General features: G+C 39.3%; 16 protein-coding genes. 2 read left to right on the top strand and 14 right to left on the bottom strand.

All coding sequences use genetic code 11. The features are described from left to right. Window positions 1–141: 141 nt before the first annotated feature. Window positions 142–636 carry a hypothetical protein gene (locus BLW74_RS05485; protein WP_089690412.1) on the top strand — a complete coding sequence of 165 codons (495 nt, stop codon included), beginning with the start codon at window positions 142–144 and terminating at the stop codon, window positions 634–636. A 293-nt stretch (window positions 637–929) separates the two neighbouring features. Here BLW74_RS05485 and BLW74_RS05480 read toward each other — a convergent pair whose 3' ends face one another. The 14 genes from BLW74_RS05480 to BLW74_RS05415 form a co-directional block, all read right to left on the bottom strand. Beyond that, window positions 930–3,056 carry a type IA DNA topoisomerase gene (locus BLW74_RS05480; RefSeq protein WP_089690411.1) on the bottom strand — a complete coding sequence of 709 codons (2,127 nt, stop codon included), beginning with the start codon at window positions 3,054–3,056 and terminating at the stop codon, window positions 930–932. Between the two features lie 408 nt (window positions 3,057–3,464). Next, window positions 3,465–4,193 (bottom strand): M17 family peptidase N-terminal domain-containing protein, encoded by a 729-nt coding sequence (locus BLW74_RS05475; RefSeq protein ID WP_089690410.1) that lies wholly within the window; start codon window positions 4,191–4,193, stop codon window positions 3,465–3,467. A 273-nt stretch (window positions 4,194–4,466) separates the two neighbouring features. Beyond that, window positions 4,467–5,834 (bottom strand): alginate export family protein, encoded by a 1,368-nt coding sequence (locus tag BLW74_RS05470; protein ID WP_089690409.1) that lies wholly within the window; start codon window positions 5,832–5,834, stop codon window positions 4,467–4,469. Then, window positions 5,831–6,262, bottom strand: a complete 432-nt coding sequence (locus tag BLW74_RS05465) for a DoxX family protein (protein ID WP_089690408.1) — start codon at window positions 6,260–6,262, stop codon at window positions 5,831–5,833. Before BLW74_RS05465 ends, BLW74_RS05470 begins: the two co-directional genes overlap by 4 nt. Before the next feature lie 227 nt (window positions 6,263–6,489). Beyond that, the gene (locus BLW74_RS05460; protein WP_089690407.1) at window positions 6,490–8,262 is read right to left on the bottom strand and encodes an amidohydrolase; all 1,773 of its coding nucleotides are present in this window, start codon (window positions 8,260–8,262) and stop codon (window positions 6,490–6,492) included. 59 nt (window positions 8,263–8,321) lie between these two features. Then, a complete protein-coding gene (locus BLW74_RS05455; protein ID WP_089690406.1) occupies window positions 8,322–9,011 on the bottom strand; it encodes a hydrolase in 690 nt (229 codons plus the stop codon). A gap of 57 nt (window positions 9,012–9,068) precedes the next feature. Beyond that, window positions 9,069–9,944: a pirin family protein gene (locus BLW74_RS05450; RefSeq protein WP_089690405.1), complete on the bottom strand. Its 876-nt coding sequence runs from the start codon at window positions 9,942–9,944 to the stop codon at window positions 9,069–9,071. A 235-nt stretch (window positions 9,945–10,179) separates the two neighbouring features. Next, window positions 10,180–10,764, bottom strand: coding sequence for a Crp/Fnr family transcriptional regulator (locus BLW74_RS05445; protein ID WP_089690404.1), 585 nt, complete (start codon window positions 10,762–10,764; stop codon window positions 10,180–10,182). Between the two features lie 10 nt (window positions 10,765–10,774). After that, complete coding sequence (locus BLW74_RS05440) at window positions 10,775–11,086, bottom strand: hypothetical protein (RefSeq protein WP_089690403.1); 312 nt, start codon at window positions 11,084–11,086, stop codon at window positions 10,775–10,777. A 121-nt stretch (window positions 11,087–11,207) separates the two neighbouring features. Next, window positions 11,208–12,818: a Na+/H+ antiporter gene (locus BLW74_RS05435; RefSeq protein WP_089690402.1), complete on the bottom strand. Its 1,611-nt coding sequence runs from the start codon at window positions 12,816–12,818 to the stop codon at window positions 11,208–11,210. 261 nt (window positions 12,819–13,079) lie between these two features. Beyond that, entirely contained in the window at window positions 13,080–13,700 is a 621-nt protein-coding gene (locus tag BLW74_RS05430; RefSeq protein ID WP_089690705.1) for an alpha/beta hydrolase, read from the bottom strand. 4 nt (window positions 13,701–13,704) lie between these two features. Continuing rightward, a complete protein-coding gene (locus BLW74_RS05425) occupies window positions 13,705–14,658 on the bottom strand; it encodes a ring-cleaving dioxygenase (RefSeq protein ID WP_089690401.1) in 954 nt (317 codons plus the stop codon). Between the two features lie 278 nt (window positions 14,659–14,936). After that, window positions 14,937–15,233: a GNAT family N-acetyltransferase gene (locus BLW74_RS05420; protein ID WP_089690400.1), complete on the bottom strand. Its 297-nt coding sequence runs from the start codon at window positions 15,231–15,233 to the stop codon at window positions 14,937–14,939. A 59-nt stretch (window positions 15,234–15,292) separates the two neighbouring features. Beyond that, a complete protein-coding gene (locus tag BLW74_RS05415) occupies window positions 15,293–16,225 on the bottom strand; it encodes a ring-cleaving dioxygenase (RefSeq protein ID WP_089690703.1) in 933 nt (310 codons plus the stop codon). A gap of 570 nt (window positions 16,226–16,795) precedes the next feature. On the opposite strand from BLW74_RS05415, the gene BLW74_RS05410 reads away from it, so the two are divergent. Further along, window positions 16,796–17,791, top strand: a complete 996-nt coding sequence (locus BLW74_RS05410; RefSeq protein WP_089690399.1) for an EamA family transporter — start codon at window positions 16,796–16,798, stop codon at window positions 17,789–17,791. Window positions 17,792–17,804 lie beyond the last annotated feature (13 nt).

Raw genomic sequence — 17,804 nt, 5'->3', positions numbered from 1 at the left:
TCGAATAAGGGGTGTTTTTGTCTGGACCAAAATCTCAAATTATTGAACTAAATCACTCCATCATTTTTCTGACTCTATCGCAAATTTGTACCATCAGTTTCGTAAGAACTGAATGGGTATTCATTTAAAATCGTCACCATTATGAATTTATCAATTTTAGGAATTTTTCATACTATTATCGGCATCACAGCGCTTGTGGGTGCTATTACAGGTTTTATCAGATATGGTAAAATTAATCTTTATCAGCTGTCCGGAAAAGTATATTTTTATGCTACTGCCCTTACATCGCTTACCGCATTAGGTATCTCAAAACATGGAGGGTTCAATGCAGGACATGTATTTTCTTTACTGATCATCGTGCTGATCTCTGTTGCTTATTTTCTTTTCGCCAATAAAAAAGAGGCTGGAAAAGCAAGGTATTTCGAGAATTTCCTGTTGTCTTTCAGTTTTTTTCTGTCGCTTGTTCCAACCATTAATGAGACATTTACCCGGATTCCGATCGGGCATCCTTTGGCAAAAGATATTAAGGATCCGATTATAGGACAGACTCTTCTTGTTATTTTTCTGCTTTTTATTGCCGGATCAATCTTTCAGTTTATAAAGCAGAAAAGAGTGAATGCGGGAATTTCAGCATGATAATACATTCAGAAAAGCTGTACAACCACCCCGTCAAAAATTCTTTGAATTTTGCCCCCTCCACTGGAGGGGAATTTTTACGTCTTCAGTTGGTTATTGGTGAACGATTTTAAAGTTCAGAAATACGGGTAGATTCCTGGGGACTGACCAATGCAACGCTCGGTTTATCCACACAGATTGTCATTCCGCAGGAATCTCCAAATGGGTTTTATTGGAAAATGCAAAGACGCAAGTTATTTCCCGACTGTTTTTAAGGCGCAAAGATTCTCCGATAAAATAGCGTAATGTCTCAATTAGCTTAGTTGTACCTGAAAGTCATCACTCAAGGTCAAAACACCTTCTGCGATGGCTTCCGGATGGGTGGTGAAGCCTTTTAATTTTGAAGTTTTTCCTTTTAAAACAAGGTCTAAAAGCTGTTTATCTGATAATTTTTTACCCAAAATTTCAAAGGTGATCTTAAAGCCGCAGTTTTTGAAATCGGAGCAGCCTACCGCCGTTTTTCCTTTGATCAGATGGTGTTCTTTGCATTTCGGGCATTTTGTTTCTTCCCAGGACTGCAGTTCTTTTTTCTGTGCAGGTTCTCTTTTTTTCTTCTCTTTTACTTCTTCTTTTTGTTCTTCCTGAAGGGTGATCACTTTTCCTTTTCCGTACACCACTTTTTCAGTGAGTTCTGTCACCATTTGGATCAGTTCTTCTTTGAAAAGATTGGCTTCATACTCACCTTTTTCAATCTTACGAAGTTTGGATTCCCATTCTCCGGTCAGTTCCGGGCTTTTTAGCAGCTCATCTTCAATGGTATCAATCAGCTGGATTCCGGTTTGGGTAGCAATCAGGTTTTTTCTTTTCTTCTCAATGTATTTTCTTTTGAAAAGGGTTTCGATGATATTGGCGCGGGTAGAAGGTCTTCCGATCCCGTTATTTTTCAGCATTTCACGCAGCTCTTCATCTTCTACCTGTTTTCCGGCAGTTTCCATGGCTCTCAGCAGAGTTGCTTCGGTGTAGGGTTTCGGAGGAGTTGTTTTTCCCTGATGGATCATGGGATCATGAGGTCCGGTTTCTCCTACAATAAATTCAGGAATGGTCTGTTCTTCCTCTTTTTCTTTTTCCTTATCGGAAGTTTCTTCTTTAGGCTCTTTGGCATACACAGCTCTCCATCCTGCTTCAAGAACCTGTCTTCCGCTGGTTTTGAAAGGAATGGTTCCTACTTTTCCTTCTACCAAAGTATTGGAAATTTTACATTCCGGATAGAATACCGCAATGAAACGTTTTGCAATCAGATCATAAATCAGTTTTTCTTCCCTGCTCAGATTCTGAGAAGGTGGAATTTCTGTAGGAATGATGGCATGGTGATCAGTTACCTTGGTATCATCAAAAACCGCTTTTGATTTTGGAATCGGAGCTTCCAGTAGTGGAGCAATCAGATCCTGATAAGGATACATTTTCTGAAGAATTCCTGCAATTTTCGGATATAAACTGTCTGATAGATAGGTCGTATCCACACGAGGATAGGTTACGTGCTTCTTTTCGTAAAGACTTTGCACATAGTTCAAGGTATTTTCTGCTGAATACCCGTATTTTTTATTGGCTTCTACCTGAAGTCCGGTCAAATCGAAAAGCCGTGGATTTTTTTCTCTTCCTTCTTTAATTTCGAAAGAAACGATCTCAAAAGGATTTACTTTAAGATATTCCAGTCCTTTTTCTGCACGTTCCAACGTTTTTAAGCGGTCAATGGCTGCATTGAAAATCACGTCACGGTATTTGGTTTTCAGTTCCCAATACTCTTCTGTAGTAAAGGCATCAATTTCTTTCTGACGCTGTACCAGCATGGCGAGTGTAGGGGTCTGCACCCTTCCAATGGAAAGAACAGCTTTATTGCCTCCAAATTTCTTGGTAAAGAGTCTTGTTGCATTGATTCCCAGTAACCAGTCTCCTATGGCTCTTGCATTTCCTGCCAGATACAGGTTTTTGTAATCTTCTGCAGGTTTTAAGCTCGCAAAACCTTCTTTAATAGCATCTTCCGTCAATGAAGAAATCCATAAACGCTGAATGGGTTTGTTGCATTTTGCTTTCTGCAATACCCAGCGCTGGATGAGTTCTCCCTCCTGCCCGGCATCCCCACAGTTAATGACCTCATCACATTCTTCGACTAGTTTTTCAATGACTTTGAATTGATTTTCCACCCCTTTATTCGGGATCAGCTTGATTCCAAAACTGTTAGGAATAATCGGCAGTGAAAAAAGATTCCAGGATTTGAACTGCGGACCGTAATCATGAGGTTCTTTCAGGGTACAAAGATGCCCGAACGTCCATGTTACGCAATAGCCGTTCCCTTCCATATAGCCTTGTTTAGGCGTGGTAGCGCCCAATACTTTGGCGATATCTCTGGCAACACTGGGTTTCTCGGCAATACATAATTTCATGAACTCGGTTTTATTGAAGGAGTGCAAAAATCGGGAATTTTTTTGACTTATCAAATTTCATTGAGGCTTGAGGGCTTAGCCTTGAGAAAGAAGGAATTACATGTTGAATTCTAAAAATATAAGGTATTAGACAATTTATTTAAACGCAAAGTTTTTATTATTTAAGCTTCATACTTTTAAGGTAGCAAAGAAATACGACTAAGGTCGCTGATGAAGCGGAAGCTTAATCCACAAGCTTGGAAAGAATCAATGAAATTGATTCCAACTTTGCTTCCTTAAAATTTTAAAAAGGGATATAAACTTTGCGTTTAAATAGACAGCTTGCTAGGTATATAATCGTGATCATCTTTATACAAAAAGCCCCCTTATAAAAGGAGGCTCAATCAACAATGTAATGAAACTGGTTCATTATTTCTTTTTTACTTCTGAAATGGCATCGGTAATTCCTCCGCCTGCGGTTTCAAAGAAGGCAGGACCAGCCAGAAGGTATACTTTTTCTAATTTTTTTGTGGTGGATAGATGGTGCTCTTTCAGGTAATTTTCAGCGCGGTTGGCATGTACAATTCCTCTTACTACATTTCCGGCTACCAAAGCGGTGGGTGAATCTATTCCGGCATCTTTCAGGTCGCTGGCGAATGCAAAATTGGTAACACCTAACCTCATGGCTTCACGGGCGGCAACTTCTCCTACAGAAATCATTAAATCCGGGGTAAATTGATTGCGGTCTCCTAAACCGATCAATAATAGTTTCTTTGCTGGCATGGATCCGGCAGGCGGTGTTATTAAAATAGTTTCCAGAGAATGCCCTAAAAACTGACCTGTTTTTCTGATGTTCGTCAGTTCTCCTTTTAAAGCTTCATCCAGGTGAACCAGTCCGTTCAATTTGGCGGGTAATGCCTGAGCGCTGTGGATATCATTATCTGTATATTCGAAGACACAGGCTACCTGAAGCTGTGCATCAGCAGACGATGGTCCCTGTACCAGTCCTACCATGGAGATTCCGTCTACGGTTCCCCAGGTTTTGGAAGTTCCGATGGCTGTGGTTTTTGCAGGAGCTGTGGTTATAGTTTGTGCAAAATTAACTGTAGATAATGCTAAAGCTGTAGTTACCAGTAAGTGTTTTAGTGTATTTTTCATGTGATTTATTTTTTGTTGTTTGTTGTGGGTTCGGGGTGCGATTTGCGGGTTATTTTTGTTGCGGGTTTTAATTTTTATTTGTTGGAATAACGCCAGGGCGCTAAGTTTTTTAAGGTTTATGTTGTTAAGGCGCGAGTCGCTTCGCTCTGGCTATTTTTATTTCTTTTCAAAGATAGTTTCTGTGATGGAAAGGTACATTGATGTGGGATAATTGATCAGTTTATTTTCAAATTATCTCATTTTCAAATTTTCAAATTCCCTCTGTGTGTGTGTTTAAAATTTAAATACGAGTCTGGAATTGATGAAGAGTCCGTCTTTGTGATTTTCGATGACATCATTGATAAAGGCTCCGGTATTGAAATACTGTATTCCGGTATTAAAGGTTAAAAATGGATTGATCTTATAATTGAAACTTCCTAGAAATGCGGTTCCGATGTATTTCTTTTTTGAGTTTGAAGATGGTAAATTCAACGTTCCGCTGGGTCTGTAAATTCCGTCCTGTGCAGCATATCTCCAGTTGAAAACCACGTCTGCCTGCATTGTTATTTTTTTTCCCAGATCAATGGTTGCATAAGGGTGAATATCAATCAGATTCACCGGACCGATCTGGGGGTTAAATCCGAAATAACCTCCTTTGGGATAGAGCGGATTAAACGTTCCCAATGTTCCGTCTCCTTTATTGCTGTCCCCTGAGATATAGTCGTTTCTAAGGTTGATGGTCGGTTTTCCTTTGATATTTTCAAACATATATCCGATGTCTGCAGAAGCCGTCCACGCGCTGATATTTCCTCTATTAAAGTTTCCGAACTGATAGGCTGCTTCAAAATTGTAAATAAAACCTCCTCCATATTTCCAGAATCTTCCGCCAAAAGTATGTCTGTTCTCATCGGAAAGCCCATCTTCAAAACGGACGTCTTTTCTGTGAATGCCTAAATAATAGAGTTCCAGGTTTCCGCTTCTGGGAATAATCCATGTGTTGTAACTTCCCCAGAGGTTGATTGATTTTGAAGACTTGTTATCGAATGCTCCCGGATTGATTTCACTGGCGGCCATCATAAAGGCATCAGATCTGAAATTCCCTCTTCTGTACATGAACTTCAATCCGTCAAAATACAGTCTTAAGTTCGGACCTTCTCTTACCGAGATCAGTCTTCCGCTGCCATAATCCAGCTCCTGTCTTCCGGCACGCATGGTCAGCTTTTCTTTATCATTTTTCAAAATATCAACATCAATGAAGAGATTCTGGATATTCAAATGGTCTTCGTCAATAGGGCGTGGTCCGTTCTTTCTTCCATTTTCCCATGCGCTTCTCACCTGTCCGAATATTCTTACCCTTGAGCCCAGATGCAGATCTGCATGTACACTGTATCTTTGAATCAGAAAAGGATTGCTTCCAATTCCCAGTCTTCCCCAGTCTTCGTTATTAAAATCTACAAATTCCACTCTTGCTTCTCCTCCCAATGACAGATAGTTGTTGTTTTTTTCTGCAATGGGTATGTATTTGATGGAGTTGTAAAAAGTTTCCGCTGAATCTTTATACGAAGCATAATCTTCATCAAACCTCATCAGCTTAAACTGAGCAGAAAGCTGAAAGGGAATGAAAATCTGCAGCAACAGTACAATGGCGATCAGTTTTTTCATGATGTTTTCTTTGTTAAATAATGATCCACCGAATATCTTCCAGCTCCCATAAACAGTAAAAACAGATAACATAAACTGTACATAAAAGGAGTATCTTTTATCAATAATGCATCATTCCAGTGAAGAATAAAATATCCTGTAAGCGTTACTGCCAAAATAGGCAGTACAGCAATTCTAGTGAAAAAACCAAAGATCACAAGCACCGGAAATACCAGGTTGGCAGCATCTGCAAAAAGACTGTTGAATGCTTCGGGAAGGTGAAGCGGGTTCGGAACCTGCTCTGCTTCTGAAACACCTACTCCTATTTTTTTAAGTCCGTGTACTACGATCAATTCTATCGAAAGTAAGATTCTGAATACTAAAAGTGCAGCATCGGTTAATTTTCTTCCCGGATTGGTATTGGTAATGATACTGATTAACTTTTTCATGATTGGAATGACGTTTTAAGGTTGATTTTTTGTTTTTTAACCGCAGATTACACGGATTGACACGGATGATTGGGGCTATTTTATAGTGGTAATTCTTTGTGTATAGGACCACCCCGTCTAAAATTCTTTGAATTTTCGCCACCCCTCCAGAAGAGGGGAATTTTCACCCCTTCAGTTGGAATATTGGTTGGTAATTAATTGATTAGAAGCCTTTGTGATTTAAAAAATTATTTTATCTGATAGCCACCGTAATATTTTACCGGTGACCAGTCCGGAATGACTGGAAGCGGCGCCGGAGCTGCTGTTTTGTAGGTTTCGTCTCCGTACACTACTTTTCCGTCTACAATGGTTAGCTTTGACGTAATGGTTTTTATTTCTTCATCACTTACTGTAAAGAAATCTTTATCCAAAATGGTAAGATCTGCAAAGTATCCTTTTTGAATTTTTCCTTTCTGGTAGTCTTTGATGAGTTCGTATCCTCCGTAAGTAGAAAGTGATAAAGCTGTTTTTCTGTCCAGCGTATTTTCTTTCCCCATCACCTGAGTTCCTCCTATTGTTTTTCCTGTAGTGATCCAATACAAAGCCACCCACGGATTATAGCTTGCCACTCTGGTTCCATCTGTTCCCAGTCCTACAGGGATTCCCATTTCCAGCATCTTTTTTACGGGAGGAGATGCCAAAGCCGGCTTCTTACCATATCTGTGAATAAAGCTTTCTCCCTGATAGGCCATTCTGTGCTGTACTGCAATTCCTCCACCCAATGCTTTTATTCTTTTCATATTGTCTTCGGTAACCGTTTCAGCGTGATCAATAAACCAGACTAATCCATTCAGGGGAGTTTCTTTGTTAACGTCTTCAATAACATTTAAAAATCTGGTGATGCTTTCATTATAGGTTGCATGAATTCTGAACGGCCATTTATTTTTCACCAGAAGGCTTACTACTTCTTTCATATTTTTCTCCATGGTAGCGGGAAGTTCCGGTCTTGGGAAAAGGAAGTTTTCAAAATCGGCTCCGTCTGAGACCAGGTTTTCTCCTCCTCCGTTGACATGATAGTCGATTTCGTTGAACCCGTTGTGCCCATGATCATCAATCTCTACCATACCAATCCATTTGGTATAATCTGCAAGCTCAGAACCTTTTTTCTGTGCGAATAAATAGTAGGGTAAACGAACGGTAATTTTTCCTTCTTTATTAAGCTTATCGGTTGTTCCGTAGTCATCCGGGAAATTCTGAAAACCTCCGCCTGCATCCATTACTGCAGTTACACCTAATCTGTTCAGCTCGGTCATATACTGAAGGGTAGAATTTACTTTTTCTTCTTCTTTCAGCTCCGGCAGTTTTGCCAATGTTGAATAAAGGATAAATGCATTAGGTTCTGCCACCAGTAATCCTGTAGGATCTCCGTTATTGCCCTTTTCAATCAGCCCCTGTGAAGGATTAGGGGTATCACCATTGATATTCAGTTCTTTTAATCCTGCCTTGTTTAACCAGGCTTTTCCGTAGAGGTACATGATGAAAGTGGGCACATTTCCTGTGGCTTCATTAATTTCAGCCAGTGTAGGAAGACGTTTTTCTTCAAACTGATATTCATTCCAGCCTCCGATGACTCTTACCCATTGTCCTTCAGGAGTTCTCTGAGCCTGTTCCTTTAACATTTCAAGCGCTCTTTTCAAAGATTTCACACCATCCCAGCGAAGCTCCGTATTGTAAAATCTACCTCCGCGGATTACATGCAAATGGCTGTCAAACAATCCGGGAATTACTCTGTTCCCTTTGGCATCAATCACTTTGGTATTTCCGCCTTTTAATTTTAAAATCTGGGCATTGGTTCCCACCTGCAGAATTTTATGGTCTTTTACCGCAACAGCCTGTACTTCCGGATTTTTATCATCCATGGTGGTCACTTTCCCATTTGTGATGATCATATCAGCTTTTTGGGCATGCATCGCTCCTGCAGCTAAAAATGTGGAAAGTGTAAGTATATTCAGTAGTTTCATTATATTAATATTTAGGTTGAAGATTTCGGCAGGCTTTCAGCCTGCCGAAACAGATCGTATTAATGTTTTAACATTTCCTGAGCGTACTGAATTCCAATACCGTAAGCACCACCATGTTTTTTCATCAGATCATTTACCGGTTTATAGGTTTCTTTTCTTGCCCAGTCTCTCTGAAGCTCCAATACATACTGTACAGAGGTTATAGGATGCGCACCTGCCTGCACCATACGGGTCACGGCCTGTTCATGGGCTTCTTTGGAAACATCACCTGAAGCATCTGTTACCACGTATACATCATATCCTTCATCAATAGCGGATAATACAGGCCCTACGATACATACACTGGTCCATAGTCCGGCAAAAACCAGTTTCTTTTTATTTTTTCCGGTAATGGCTTTATGAGCATTAACGTCCTCCCAGGTATTCATGGTGGTTCTGTCTATATATCCGCTTGCTGCTTCAGGATATACTTCTGAAATTTCAGGAAAAACCGGTCCGCTGAATGATTTTTCTGCTACGGTAGTAACTACTGTGGGAACATTAAATATTTTTGATCCTCCTGCTACAAGTGCCACATTATTTCTTAACTCTTCCATGCTGATGCTTTTGGTTGCAAAAGCCATCTGACCTTCATGATCTATAAGCACTACAGCATGATTGGAAGGATTTAACAATGATTTTCCGGGATTTTGTGCTGATGCTGTGAAGGATACTAAACCAGCGGCCAATGATAAGATTAATTTTTTCATAATTTAAAATGTAAGGGTTGTTATTTTTCTGTTTTCTGTTTTCTGTTAAGTTTTATATTACATTGTCATAGGTACTTCCATCAGGAGAATTTCTGTACCTTCTTGAAGGGCTTTGATATTGACTTCCTGAATATCCCAGATCCCGAATCCGTCACGTTCTCCCAGGGTCTCTTCACCTATTTGTGCAGAGCCTTTGAGCATAAAAACATACAGTCCATTTCCTTTCTTTCTGATGTGGTAGCGGGATTCTTTATTCTGATCAAAAGTTCCCAGGTGAAACCATGCATCCTGATGAATCCATACACCTTCATCATCCGCATTGGGAGAAAGAATCTGCTGAAACTGGTTATGGCTTTTTGTTTTGTCTAAAGTAATCTGGTCATATCGTGGGGTCACATTTCTTTTTTTCGGATAGATCCAGATCTGAAGGAATTTTACAAGTTTATCGCTGTTTTTATTGAATTCACTGTGCATGATTCCGGTTCCTGCACTCATTACCTGAATATCTCCGCTTCTGATCACTGCGGTGTTTCCCATGCTGTCTTTGTGCTCAAGATCCCCTTCCAAAGGAATGCTGATGATTTCCATGTTGTCGTGGGGATGTGTTCCGAAACCTCTTCCGGCTTCCACCTTATCATCATTCAGGACTCTCAATACTCCGAAGTGCATTCTTTCAGGATTGTAATAATTGGCAAAGCTGAAGGTGTGCTGGCTCAACAGCCATCCGTGATCTGCTTTTCCTCTTGAGTCTGCTCTGTGGATGACGGAGTTTTCTTTTATTTTTGATTCTGTATTGGGTAGATGATTGTATCCGATCGGTTCTAATGGCTCGATCTCATCAATGTCATTTTTCATAGCGCTTGCCAGAGAAGCTGATGCTACAAACATTCCTGTTCCCAATAGTCCTTTCTTTAAAAAATCTTTTCGGTCCATATCTCAGTTGTTATTTGTTCTTGTTTGATAGGACAAATTTAGAGAGACCGGGAACCCTGCACATTTAACTAGTTTAATAAATGACTTTAAAGCAAAAAAAAATACCGGATACAAAAAGTATCCGGCAGTATGACTCTATTGGTTTGTTATTTTCCGAAAAATGCAAAGGCGCAATATGTATGCTAAAATGGTTATTATTACAGACTGGAAAATGGATTCCCCAATTCAGCAAAGGTTATTTTTCTTTTGAAGCAAGGCGCTTTCTGATGGTGCTTACAAATTCTTTCGAGACTCCCAGGTAAGAAGCAATATAATACTGCGCTACCCTTTGTGGGATGGATGGATATACTTTGATGAATTCAAGGTACCGGTCTGATGCAGTTTTGGAAATGGTATTGACAAGCCGGCTCTGCAGTGTTGCCAGATTCCTCTGAACAAGCATTCTGAAAACTCTTTCAAATTTAGGAATCTCCTGCAATAATTTTTCTTTCGTTGAAGGATTCAGCATATAAATTTCTGAATCTTCCAGGGTTTCGATATACACTTTAGAGGGTTTCTGTTCCTGAAATGAAGCAATATCACTGATCCACCAGTCTTCAATAGCAAACAGCAGCGTTACTTCGGAGCCATTATCGTCCAGACAGTACATTCTCACACATCCTTTGTGAATATACCCTTCAAACTGACAGATTTCACCTTCTCTGAGCAGCACCGTTTTTTTAGGAAACGACTGGCACGCAAGCAGATCTGTAAAAGTTTTTTCTTCTTCAGGAGTAATGGAGATAAATCTTGTGATATTTTTGAGGATATTTTCGAACATAATGTAACGTTTATCCCTGCAAATTAGGAAAAAGACTGTAAACTTCATTCTTTAAAAGCCCACTTCCTCCTCCGTAATGGTCAATCACTTTAACCTCCTTATCTAATCCATTGCAAAATTCTTTGATCGCTTGCTCAAAATGGTCGTCAAGACCTGAGCTTAACAGTACGATATCCACCGGATTGTCTTGTATGTATTGATAGCAGAAATTTTCATCACTCTGTATTTCTGCCGTCCAGCCCTCATTATTTTCTATGATTCTTTTTAAAGTATCCAGAATTTCCTGGTTCTTTCCAATGACTAAGAAGTGTAATGTTTTCATGTTTTGATGTTTAAAGTTTAAAATTGAAGGTTGAGCGTTTACTATTTTTATGATGTGAATAATCGGTACAAGACCTACGAAATTATCCTTTCAAAACCGAGACCCTCATTCCGAATTCCTCCTACAAATGCTTATTCCCCGTAATTTTCAGCTCATTCAGATCCAGCTGTGATTCTGCCTTCCGGATCTCGTCATCGCTGAATAGCTTTTCCCGTTTCATTGTAAACAGTTCTTTTCTCTGTAAAGCAAATATATCCAGCATTACCTTATGATATTCTTCCATATCATTTTGTCTGTTGGTGCACATTTCAATAGAGCTTAAATGATTCTGGTGAAGTTTGATATCACTTTGCAGCGCCTTCTTAAGATTTTCCAGCAGGCCATTATTATTCACCGCTTCGCTGTATTTTTTATCCAGCTGATGAACGGCAAGCTTATCCAGCCTCATTTGTATTCCTGCCTGCTGCTCATGAGAAGGAAGAATAGGGTCAATCTCTTTTATTTTAGTTAATTTAATGATTAAAGGCAAGGTAAGCCCCTGAAAAACCAAGGTTACAAAGATGACCACAAAGGTGATAAAAATGATCAGGTTTCTCATCGGAAATTCAGCCTGTGAATTCATCATGACCGGAATAGATAAGGCTGTTGCCAGAGAAACGACTCCCCTCATGCCTGCCCAGCCTATAATTAAGGGATTTTTCCATCCCGGACTTGGATCACGGCGGGCTTTTTCACTCAGCCATCTTGGAAGGTGGGCCACCGGATAAATCCATAGAAGACGTACAACGATAACGATTAAGCTTATAATTAAGCCATATTTGATACCTTCCATTACCGAAATAGTGCCTAATCCATTGATGATATCAGGAAGTTCAAGGCCTATTAATACAAAGACCAAAGCGTTCATCACAAAAATGAGGGTATTCCAGACTCCTGTCATATTGATTCTTGTGGTTCCCGTTCTAAAAATTTCATGGGCGCGGAAAGACATAAATAATCCTCCGCTCACAACCGCCATCACTCCCGAAAAATGAAAATGCTCTGCAGAAAGAAACAGGATGTACGGTGTCATTACCGTCAGTGCCGCATCAATAGCCGGTGTTGTAGGTAAAAAACGATGAATGGCATAAAAAATATGGGCTCCTGCAATTCCGACCACAACTCCCATTCCTGCAACGAGAAAAAACTGTCCTGTAGCTTCGTGTATGGAGAATGCGCCCGTCATCACTGCTGCGAGAGCAAACCTGAAAACAATAAGTGAAGAGGCATCATTAATCAAACTTTCTCCTTCCAGAATGGCAAGGGTACGTTTCGGTACTTTTAATCCTTTTAAGACTGTAGTGGCCGCCACCGCATCCGGTGGTGAAACAATTCCTCCCAATAAAAATCCCAATGCGAGCGTAAATCCCGGAATCAGCATTTGCGAAGTATATGCCACGACCAGAGAAGTAAGAAAAACAAGCCCGAAAGCCAGCAGGCTGATGGGACGTTTCCATTTCCAGAAATCATTCCATGAAGTATACCAAGCTGCTTCGTATAAAAGAGGGGGTAAAAAAATCAGAAATATAATATCAGGATCCAGCTTTAAAACAGGAACTCCGGGAATAAGGCTAATCCCCAATCCGGCAAGAACCAGAAAGATAGGATAGGCAATTTTAATCCGCTGTGCCAGCATAACCAGCATCATAACGAGTAATAAAAGCCCAAGGATTAAAAGGAGTTGTTCGTGCATGTTTTTTAGAAGTTAGCAATTAGAGGTTAGTTTTCAAGTTCGGATTATTCAGGTTTGGGCTAAAGCCAGTGATTTTTTGTTTTTTTATTTGGCGGGCTAAAGCCCACCGCTATTGAATATTGATTTATTTATTGAGACATCTACGGAGTGACAATAGGTACAGATAATTATGCGTATACTTTTGTCGTTCCGTAGAAATCTCCACTTCATTTAACCCCCTAGAGATCATTAAAATTATAACTACATTCAAAGTTAAAATACTTATTTAAATATCACGGAATTAGCTATTTCAATTTCTTCCTCATTAATGGCATGTCCGAAATTGGCATATACTTTCTCTGTTACCTCCGCATTCATTTCTCTTAAAATATTGGCTGTAGCATACACTCTTTCTACAGGAACATGAAAATCCGGGTTGCTGGTTCCCAGGAAAATGGGTGTTCCGGCAAAGTCGCCTTTATAATTTTCACGATTGATCTTATCTCCAATCACACCGCCAATAATAGCTGCCGCACCACCGAATTTCCGCGCATTGCGGGCTAAAAACTCCAAGGTAAGACAGGCTCCCTGTGAAAATCCGAAAAAGTATATATTTTCAGGTGTAATACCGGCATTGCCAGCTGCCTTTACTGTTTCTTCAACCATTTCAAGGGCTGATGACAGCCACGGCTCGTTCTGTTCTACCGGAGCTATAAATGAATAGGGATACCAGGTATGATTCAAAGCCTGTGGAGCTAACAGCGCATAGTCTTTTACCTTCAGATGCTGGGATAAACTTAAAACATCCTGAGCGCTTCCTCCCCGCCCGTGAATCATGATCAAAGCTTTCTCTGCCTGATTCAGCGGCATTCCTGCTGTTTTTATATTTACAATATGACTCATTATTTTATCTGAATTTTTCTGTTGGATACTTGATGTTGGGAAGAACTTCATTCAACCGCTCTCTTCTTTTTTCAAACTGTAATGGCAGCATCAGATTTTCGCCTAAAAACGCTGCTTCTTCATCTACATCGAATCCGGGACCGGAAGTGGCAATTTCAAACAAAACGCCTCCCGGTTCTTTAAAGTATACGGAAGTAAAATATTTTCTGTCTTTCACTTCGGTATGTTCCAGTCCGTATGCATTTAATCTCTTGACCATTTCGAGCTGGGATTCCGCATCCGGGGTAGCAAACGCTACATGATGAACGGTTCCTCTTCCGGCTAATCCTTTCAAAGCATTAGGGATAGAAAGCAGATCTACATATTTCCCAGGCATATTCTCTGTTCCCAATCTCAGCCTGTCCGGACTTTCACTGATGACTTTATGATCCATCTGAGTGGTCAGAAGTGCTGCCGTTCTTTCATAATCATTCTGCCAGATTTCTACGTGATGGATTCCTTTAATGGCATACTCTTCAGGAATATAGCCATTGTAATATCCTTTTCTTTCGTCTTTATCATTAAAAACCAATTCCAGTCCCAATCCGTCAAAATCTTCAAGATAAATAAAAACCTCATCAGAAAGCCTTTGCTGTGGCTGTTTAAAAGGAATATTGAACTGTTCCAGACGATTCATCCAATAATCCAGGGCATCTAAAGAAACTGAAAAAGCAGTGGTATTGAGCATTCCTTTGCCATGTCTGCCATTGATCAGGTCTTTACCATAAGGAAAAGTCGTCATAATGGTTCCGGGTGTACCATATTCGTCACCGAAATAAAAGTGGTAAACATCTGAGTAATCAAAATTGACTGTTTTTTTGACTAACCGAAGGCCCAGAAACCCGGTGTAAAAGTCTATATTTTCCTGTGCATTGCCGGTAATTGCCGTAACGTGATGCAATCCTGTAATAAGTTTCATTGTGTTGATAATTGTTAATTGGTTATTATGATAGGATGCGGGATTTTGAAAGTCGAGTTTGAGAGTCTGAGAGTAAGAGGGTTTGAGCGTTTCGAACTTATCAACTTGAATTCCGAATCCCGAATCCCAAAAATATCAAAGTTCTTTTACAAAGCTTAAATAGACTATTTAGATTCCTACGGAATGACAAAGTGGACGGATAAATAAAGCGTAATATGTGTCACTTTGCAGGACTCTAAACTCCTTTTTACTCTGATACGCTGTCACTCTCAAACTCATTACAGCTCTTCCTTCAGCCATACGTCTTTATATTCTTCCGGATGACGTTTAAACTGAACGTGAACGTATGGGCATAACGGGAGAATTTTTAAATCATTTTCTCTTGTATAAGACACCAGCCTATCCAATAATATCTTAGCAAAACCTTTACCTTCATATTCCGGATTTACTTCTGTGTGGTAAACCGTAAGTTTTTGTCCAAGCACCGAAATGTCCATTTTTCCTGCTTTATGATCGTCTGAGAAAAGCTGAATTTCCCCTTTTCTTCCTTCTAAAACTACTTCTGTTCTTTCCATTTTTCTTGTTTTTAATTCTTAATTCAAAATTAACATCTTTATAAATTATGACCGATGATCTATGATAAGTTCGGCAATACCCCTTCTATTTTCTCACGTATTCCTTCGTATTGAACAGGAAGTTTCAGGCTGGTTCCCAATGCATTCAAAGGTTCATCCACAGTGAATCCAGGATTATCTGTCGCTATTTCAAACAAAACACCACCCGGCTCACGGAAATACAGGGAGTAGAAATAATCTCTGTTGATTTTAGGAGTAATGCTTAGTCCTGCAGATAATGCTTTCTCACGATATTCCATCAAAACATTGTCATCTTTCACTCTGAATGCTATGTGGTGATTGGTTCCTGCAGCATTTCTTCCTGCCGGAACTGTATCATTTTCAATAATGTCAACAAGGTTAGCAGTATCAATGGCGTCAGTTGCCAATCTGTATCTTTCTCCTTCCTGTTTCTGCAAATCATATCCTAAAATATCGGTCAGAACTTTGAGGGTGGGATCTGCTTTTTTTAGGGTTAAAGTAACATTATGAAAGCCTCTTAATGCATTTTCCTCCTTGATGTCATCGGTTGTCCATACTTTTCTGTTGTCTTGAGTGGAAGGTTCTATCAACTGTAATTGAAGGCCATCCGGATCTTTAAAAGAAATCATCTTCTCTCCAAATATCTCACCTTCTTCTATAGTTACATTAAGGCTTTGTAAATGGCTTTTCCAGAACTCAAGGCTTCCTTTGGGTACAGAATACCCAATGTGAGTTGCCATTCCGCTTCCATTAGTTCCTTTTCCTATTCCTTCCCAAGGAAAGAACGTAAGAATGGTTCCCGGAGTTCCGTTTTCATTTCCAAAGTAGAAATGATACGTTCCCGGATCATCAAAATTTACGGTTTTCTTTACCAGCCTTACTCCTAAAACTTTGGTATAAAAATCTAAATTTCTTTTGGCATTGTCTGCAATAGCAGTAATATGATGCAGACCTAATATTCTATTGTCCATGTCTTTCATTTTGATGCTAAATTACGGCGACCGAAAATCCTGTGCATTTAACTAGTTTAATAAATATAAAACTCCATTTACGAAGACTTTTGAGTATAACCTTCCTATAAGCAACAAGATTTACTTTATAAAATTCTCAAAATTTTCAATTTATATTATGTTTTTCACAACGTTAACCATAACTAAACCGGGAGCATTATTTTGAATAAAAAATATAAAAATTCAGCAAAGCATGTTAAACTAATAAAAAAGCAATACATATAAAAAGTTGATTTTAAACACATTAAATCATTAACAATAATTTAATATTCAAAAAGTCTACTTTTTTAGTGGACTAAATAAAATTATATTATATATTTGCAAACGTATTCAGGAAAACGAGCAAAATGAAGGCAGAATTAAAAAATAATTCAATGAAGAAACATACCATCAAAAACATGATGAAGGATATCTGTATGCCTGTGCATCAAGAATACTGTGGTTGACCTTACTTTTATTTAGACATATTTCAAAGGCTTTACCACGTGGTAGAGCTTTTTTTATTGAACACAACAACATTAAAATATAAAAATGAGCAATTCTAAAAACAAATGGTTAATTCCATTGGCGTTTACAAACATCTATGTGATATGGGGAATTACGTTTTTAGCTATTTCATTTGGCTTAAAAGGTTTTCCGCCATTTATTCTTTCGGGGTTAAGGTTTCTGGTTGCCGGAATACTGATGATCGGGTATCTTCTGTCTAAAGGAGAAAGAGCAAATTCTATGATCAACTGGAAGAAAAATGCAATAACCGGTATTCTTATTCTTACCGGAGGAACCGGGCTTGTAGCCTGGGGAGAACAATATGTGACGGCTTCTGAGGCTGCTATTTCTATTGCTACCGGCCCGTTCTGGTTCATTGCTATCGACAAAAAGAACTGGAAATATTATTTTTCGGATAAATTTATTCCGCTAGGATTGGTAATAGGTTTTGCAGGCTTGGTTCTGTTTTTAAAAGGCAGTGTAAATTCTAATGCACATGCAGTTACTGATGGCAATTTACGTATTACGGCGTTTATCGTTTTGGGATTAAGCTCCATTGCCTGGGTATTGGGTTCTTTATATTCCAAGAAAAACCCCGCTTCTCAATCTACGTTCATGAATATTGCCCAACAGCTTATAGTAGCGGGATCAGCCTCTTTTATCATTGCTTTCTTCAGAAAAGAATGGACAGATTTTTCAGTGGCTGCTGTTCCATTATCAGCGTGGTTTGGAGTTCTATTTTTGATCTTCTTTGGATCTATAATCGCTTATTTGTCGTACATTTGGCTTCTGTCCGTAAAACCCGCTGCTCTGGTAAGCACCCATACCTACATCAACCCTATTGTAACGGTGATTGCAGGCTGGATTGTTGCCAACCAAAGCATCAATGGAGGTCAGCTGTATGGTTTATTCATCATATTGCTGGGAGTACTTCTAACAAATGTCACCAAGTATTTCAGACTTTCAAAACGGTCAAAGGTTAAAATCAGAAGAGTTAAGAGATTTTTAAACAGAACAGGCAGAGGATATCAGCCTATTTAATGTAAATAGTATA

Source organism: Chryseobacterium culicis, assembly GCF_900108365.1.
In the GTDB taxonomy this organism is placed as follows: domain Bacteria; phylum Bacteroidota; class Bacteroidia; order Flavobacteriales; family Weeksellaceae; genus Chryseobacterium; species Chryseobacterium culicis.
This window is presented reverse-complemented; position numbering and strand designations above follow the sequence as displayed.

Excerpts from the sequence above, each read along its gene's own strand:
- BLW74_RS05440 (WP_089690403.1), bottom strand. The coding sequence starts at position 11,086 with ATGAAAACATTACACTTCTTAGTCATTGGAAAGAACCAGGAAATTCTG.
- BLW74_RS05435 (WP_089690402.1), bottom strand. The coding sequence starts at position 12,818 with ATGCACGAACAACTCCTTTTAATCCTTGGGCTTTTATTACTCGTTATG.
- BLW74_RS05430 (WP_089690705.1), bottom strand. The coding sequence starts at position 13,700 with ATGAGTCATATTGTAAATATAAAAACAGCAGGAATGCCGCTGAATCAG.
- BLW74_RS05425 (WP_089690401.1), bottom strand. The coding sequence starts at position 14,658 with ATGAAACTTATTACAGGATTGCATCACGTTACGGCAATTACCGGCAAT.
- BLW74_RS05460 (WP_089690407.1), bottom strand. The coding sequence starts at position 8,262 with ATGAAACTACTGAATATACTTACACTTTCCACATTTTTAGCTGCAGGA.
- BLW74_RS05450 (WP_089690405.1), bottom strand. The coding sequence starts at position 9,944 with ATGGACCGAAAAGATTTTTTAAAGAAAGGACTATTGGGAACAGGAATG.
- BLW74_RS05485 (WP_089690412.1), top strand. The coding sequence starts at position 142 with ATGAATTTATCAATTTTAGGAATTTTTCATACTATTATCGGCATCACA.
- BLW74_RS05420 (WP_089690400.1), bottom strand. The coding sequence starts at position 15,233 with ATGGAAAGAACAGAAGTAGTTTTAGAAGGAAGAAAAGGGGAAATTCAG.
- BLW74_RS05415 (WP_089690703.1), bottom strand. The coding sequence starts at position 16,225 with ATGGACAATAGAATATTAGGTCTGCATCATATTACTGCTATTGCAGAC.
- BLW74_RS05445 (WP_089690404.1), bottom strand. The coding sequence starts at position 10,764 with ATGTTCGAAAATATCCTCAAAAATATCACAAGATTTATCTCCATTACT.
- BLW74_RS05470 (WP_089690409.1), bottom strand. The coding sequence starts at position 5,834 with ATGAAAAAACTGATCGCCATTGTACTGTTGCTGCAGATTTTCATTCCC.
- BLW74_RS05465 (WP_089690408.1), bottom strand. The coding sequence starts at position 6,262 with ATGAAAAAGTTAATCAGTATCATTACCAATACCAATCCGGGAAGAAAA.
- BLW74_RS05455 (WP_089690406.1), bottom strand. The coding sequence starts at position 9,011 with ATGAAAAAATTAATCTTATCATTGGCCGCTGGTTTAGTATCCTTCACA.
- BLW74_RS05480 (WP_089690411.1), bottom strand. The coding sequence starts at position 3,056 with ATGAAATTATGTATTGCCGAGAAACCCAGTGTTGCCAGAGATATCGCC.
- BLW74_RS05410 (WP_089690399.1), top strand. The coding sequence starts at position 16,796 with ATGAGCAATTCTAAAAACAAATGGTTAATTCCATTGGCGTTTACAAAC.
- BLW74_RS05475 (WP_089690410.1), bottom strand. The coding sequence starts at position 4,193 with ATGAAAAATACACTAAAACACTTACTGGTAACTACAGCTTTAGCATTA.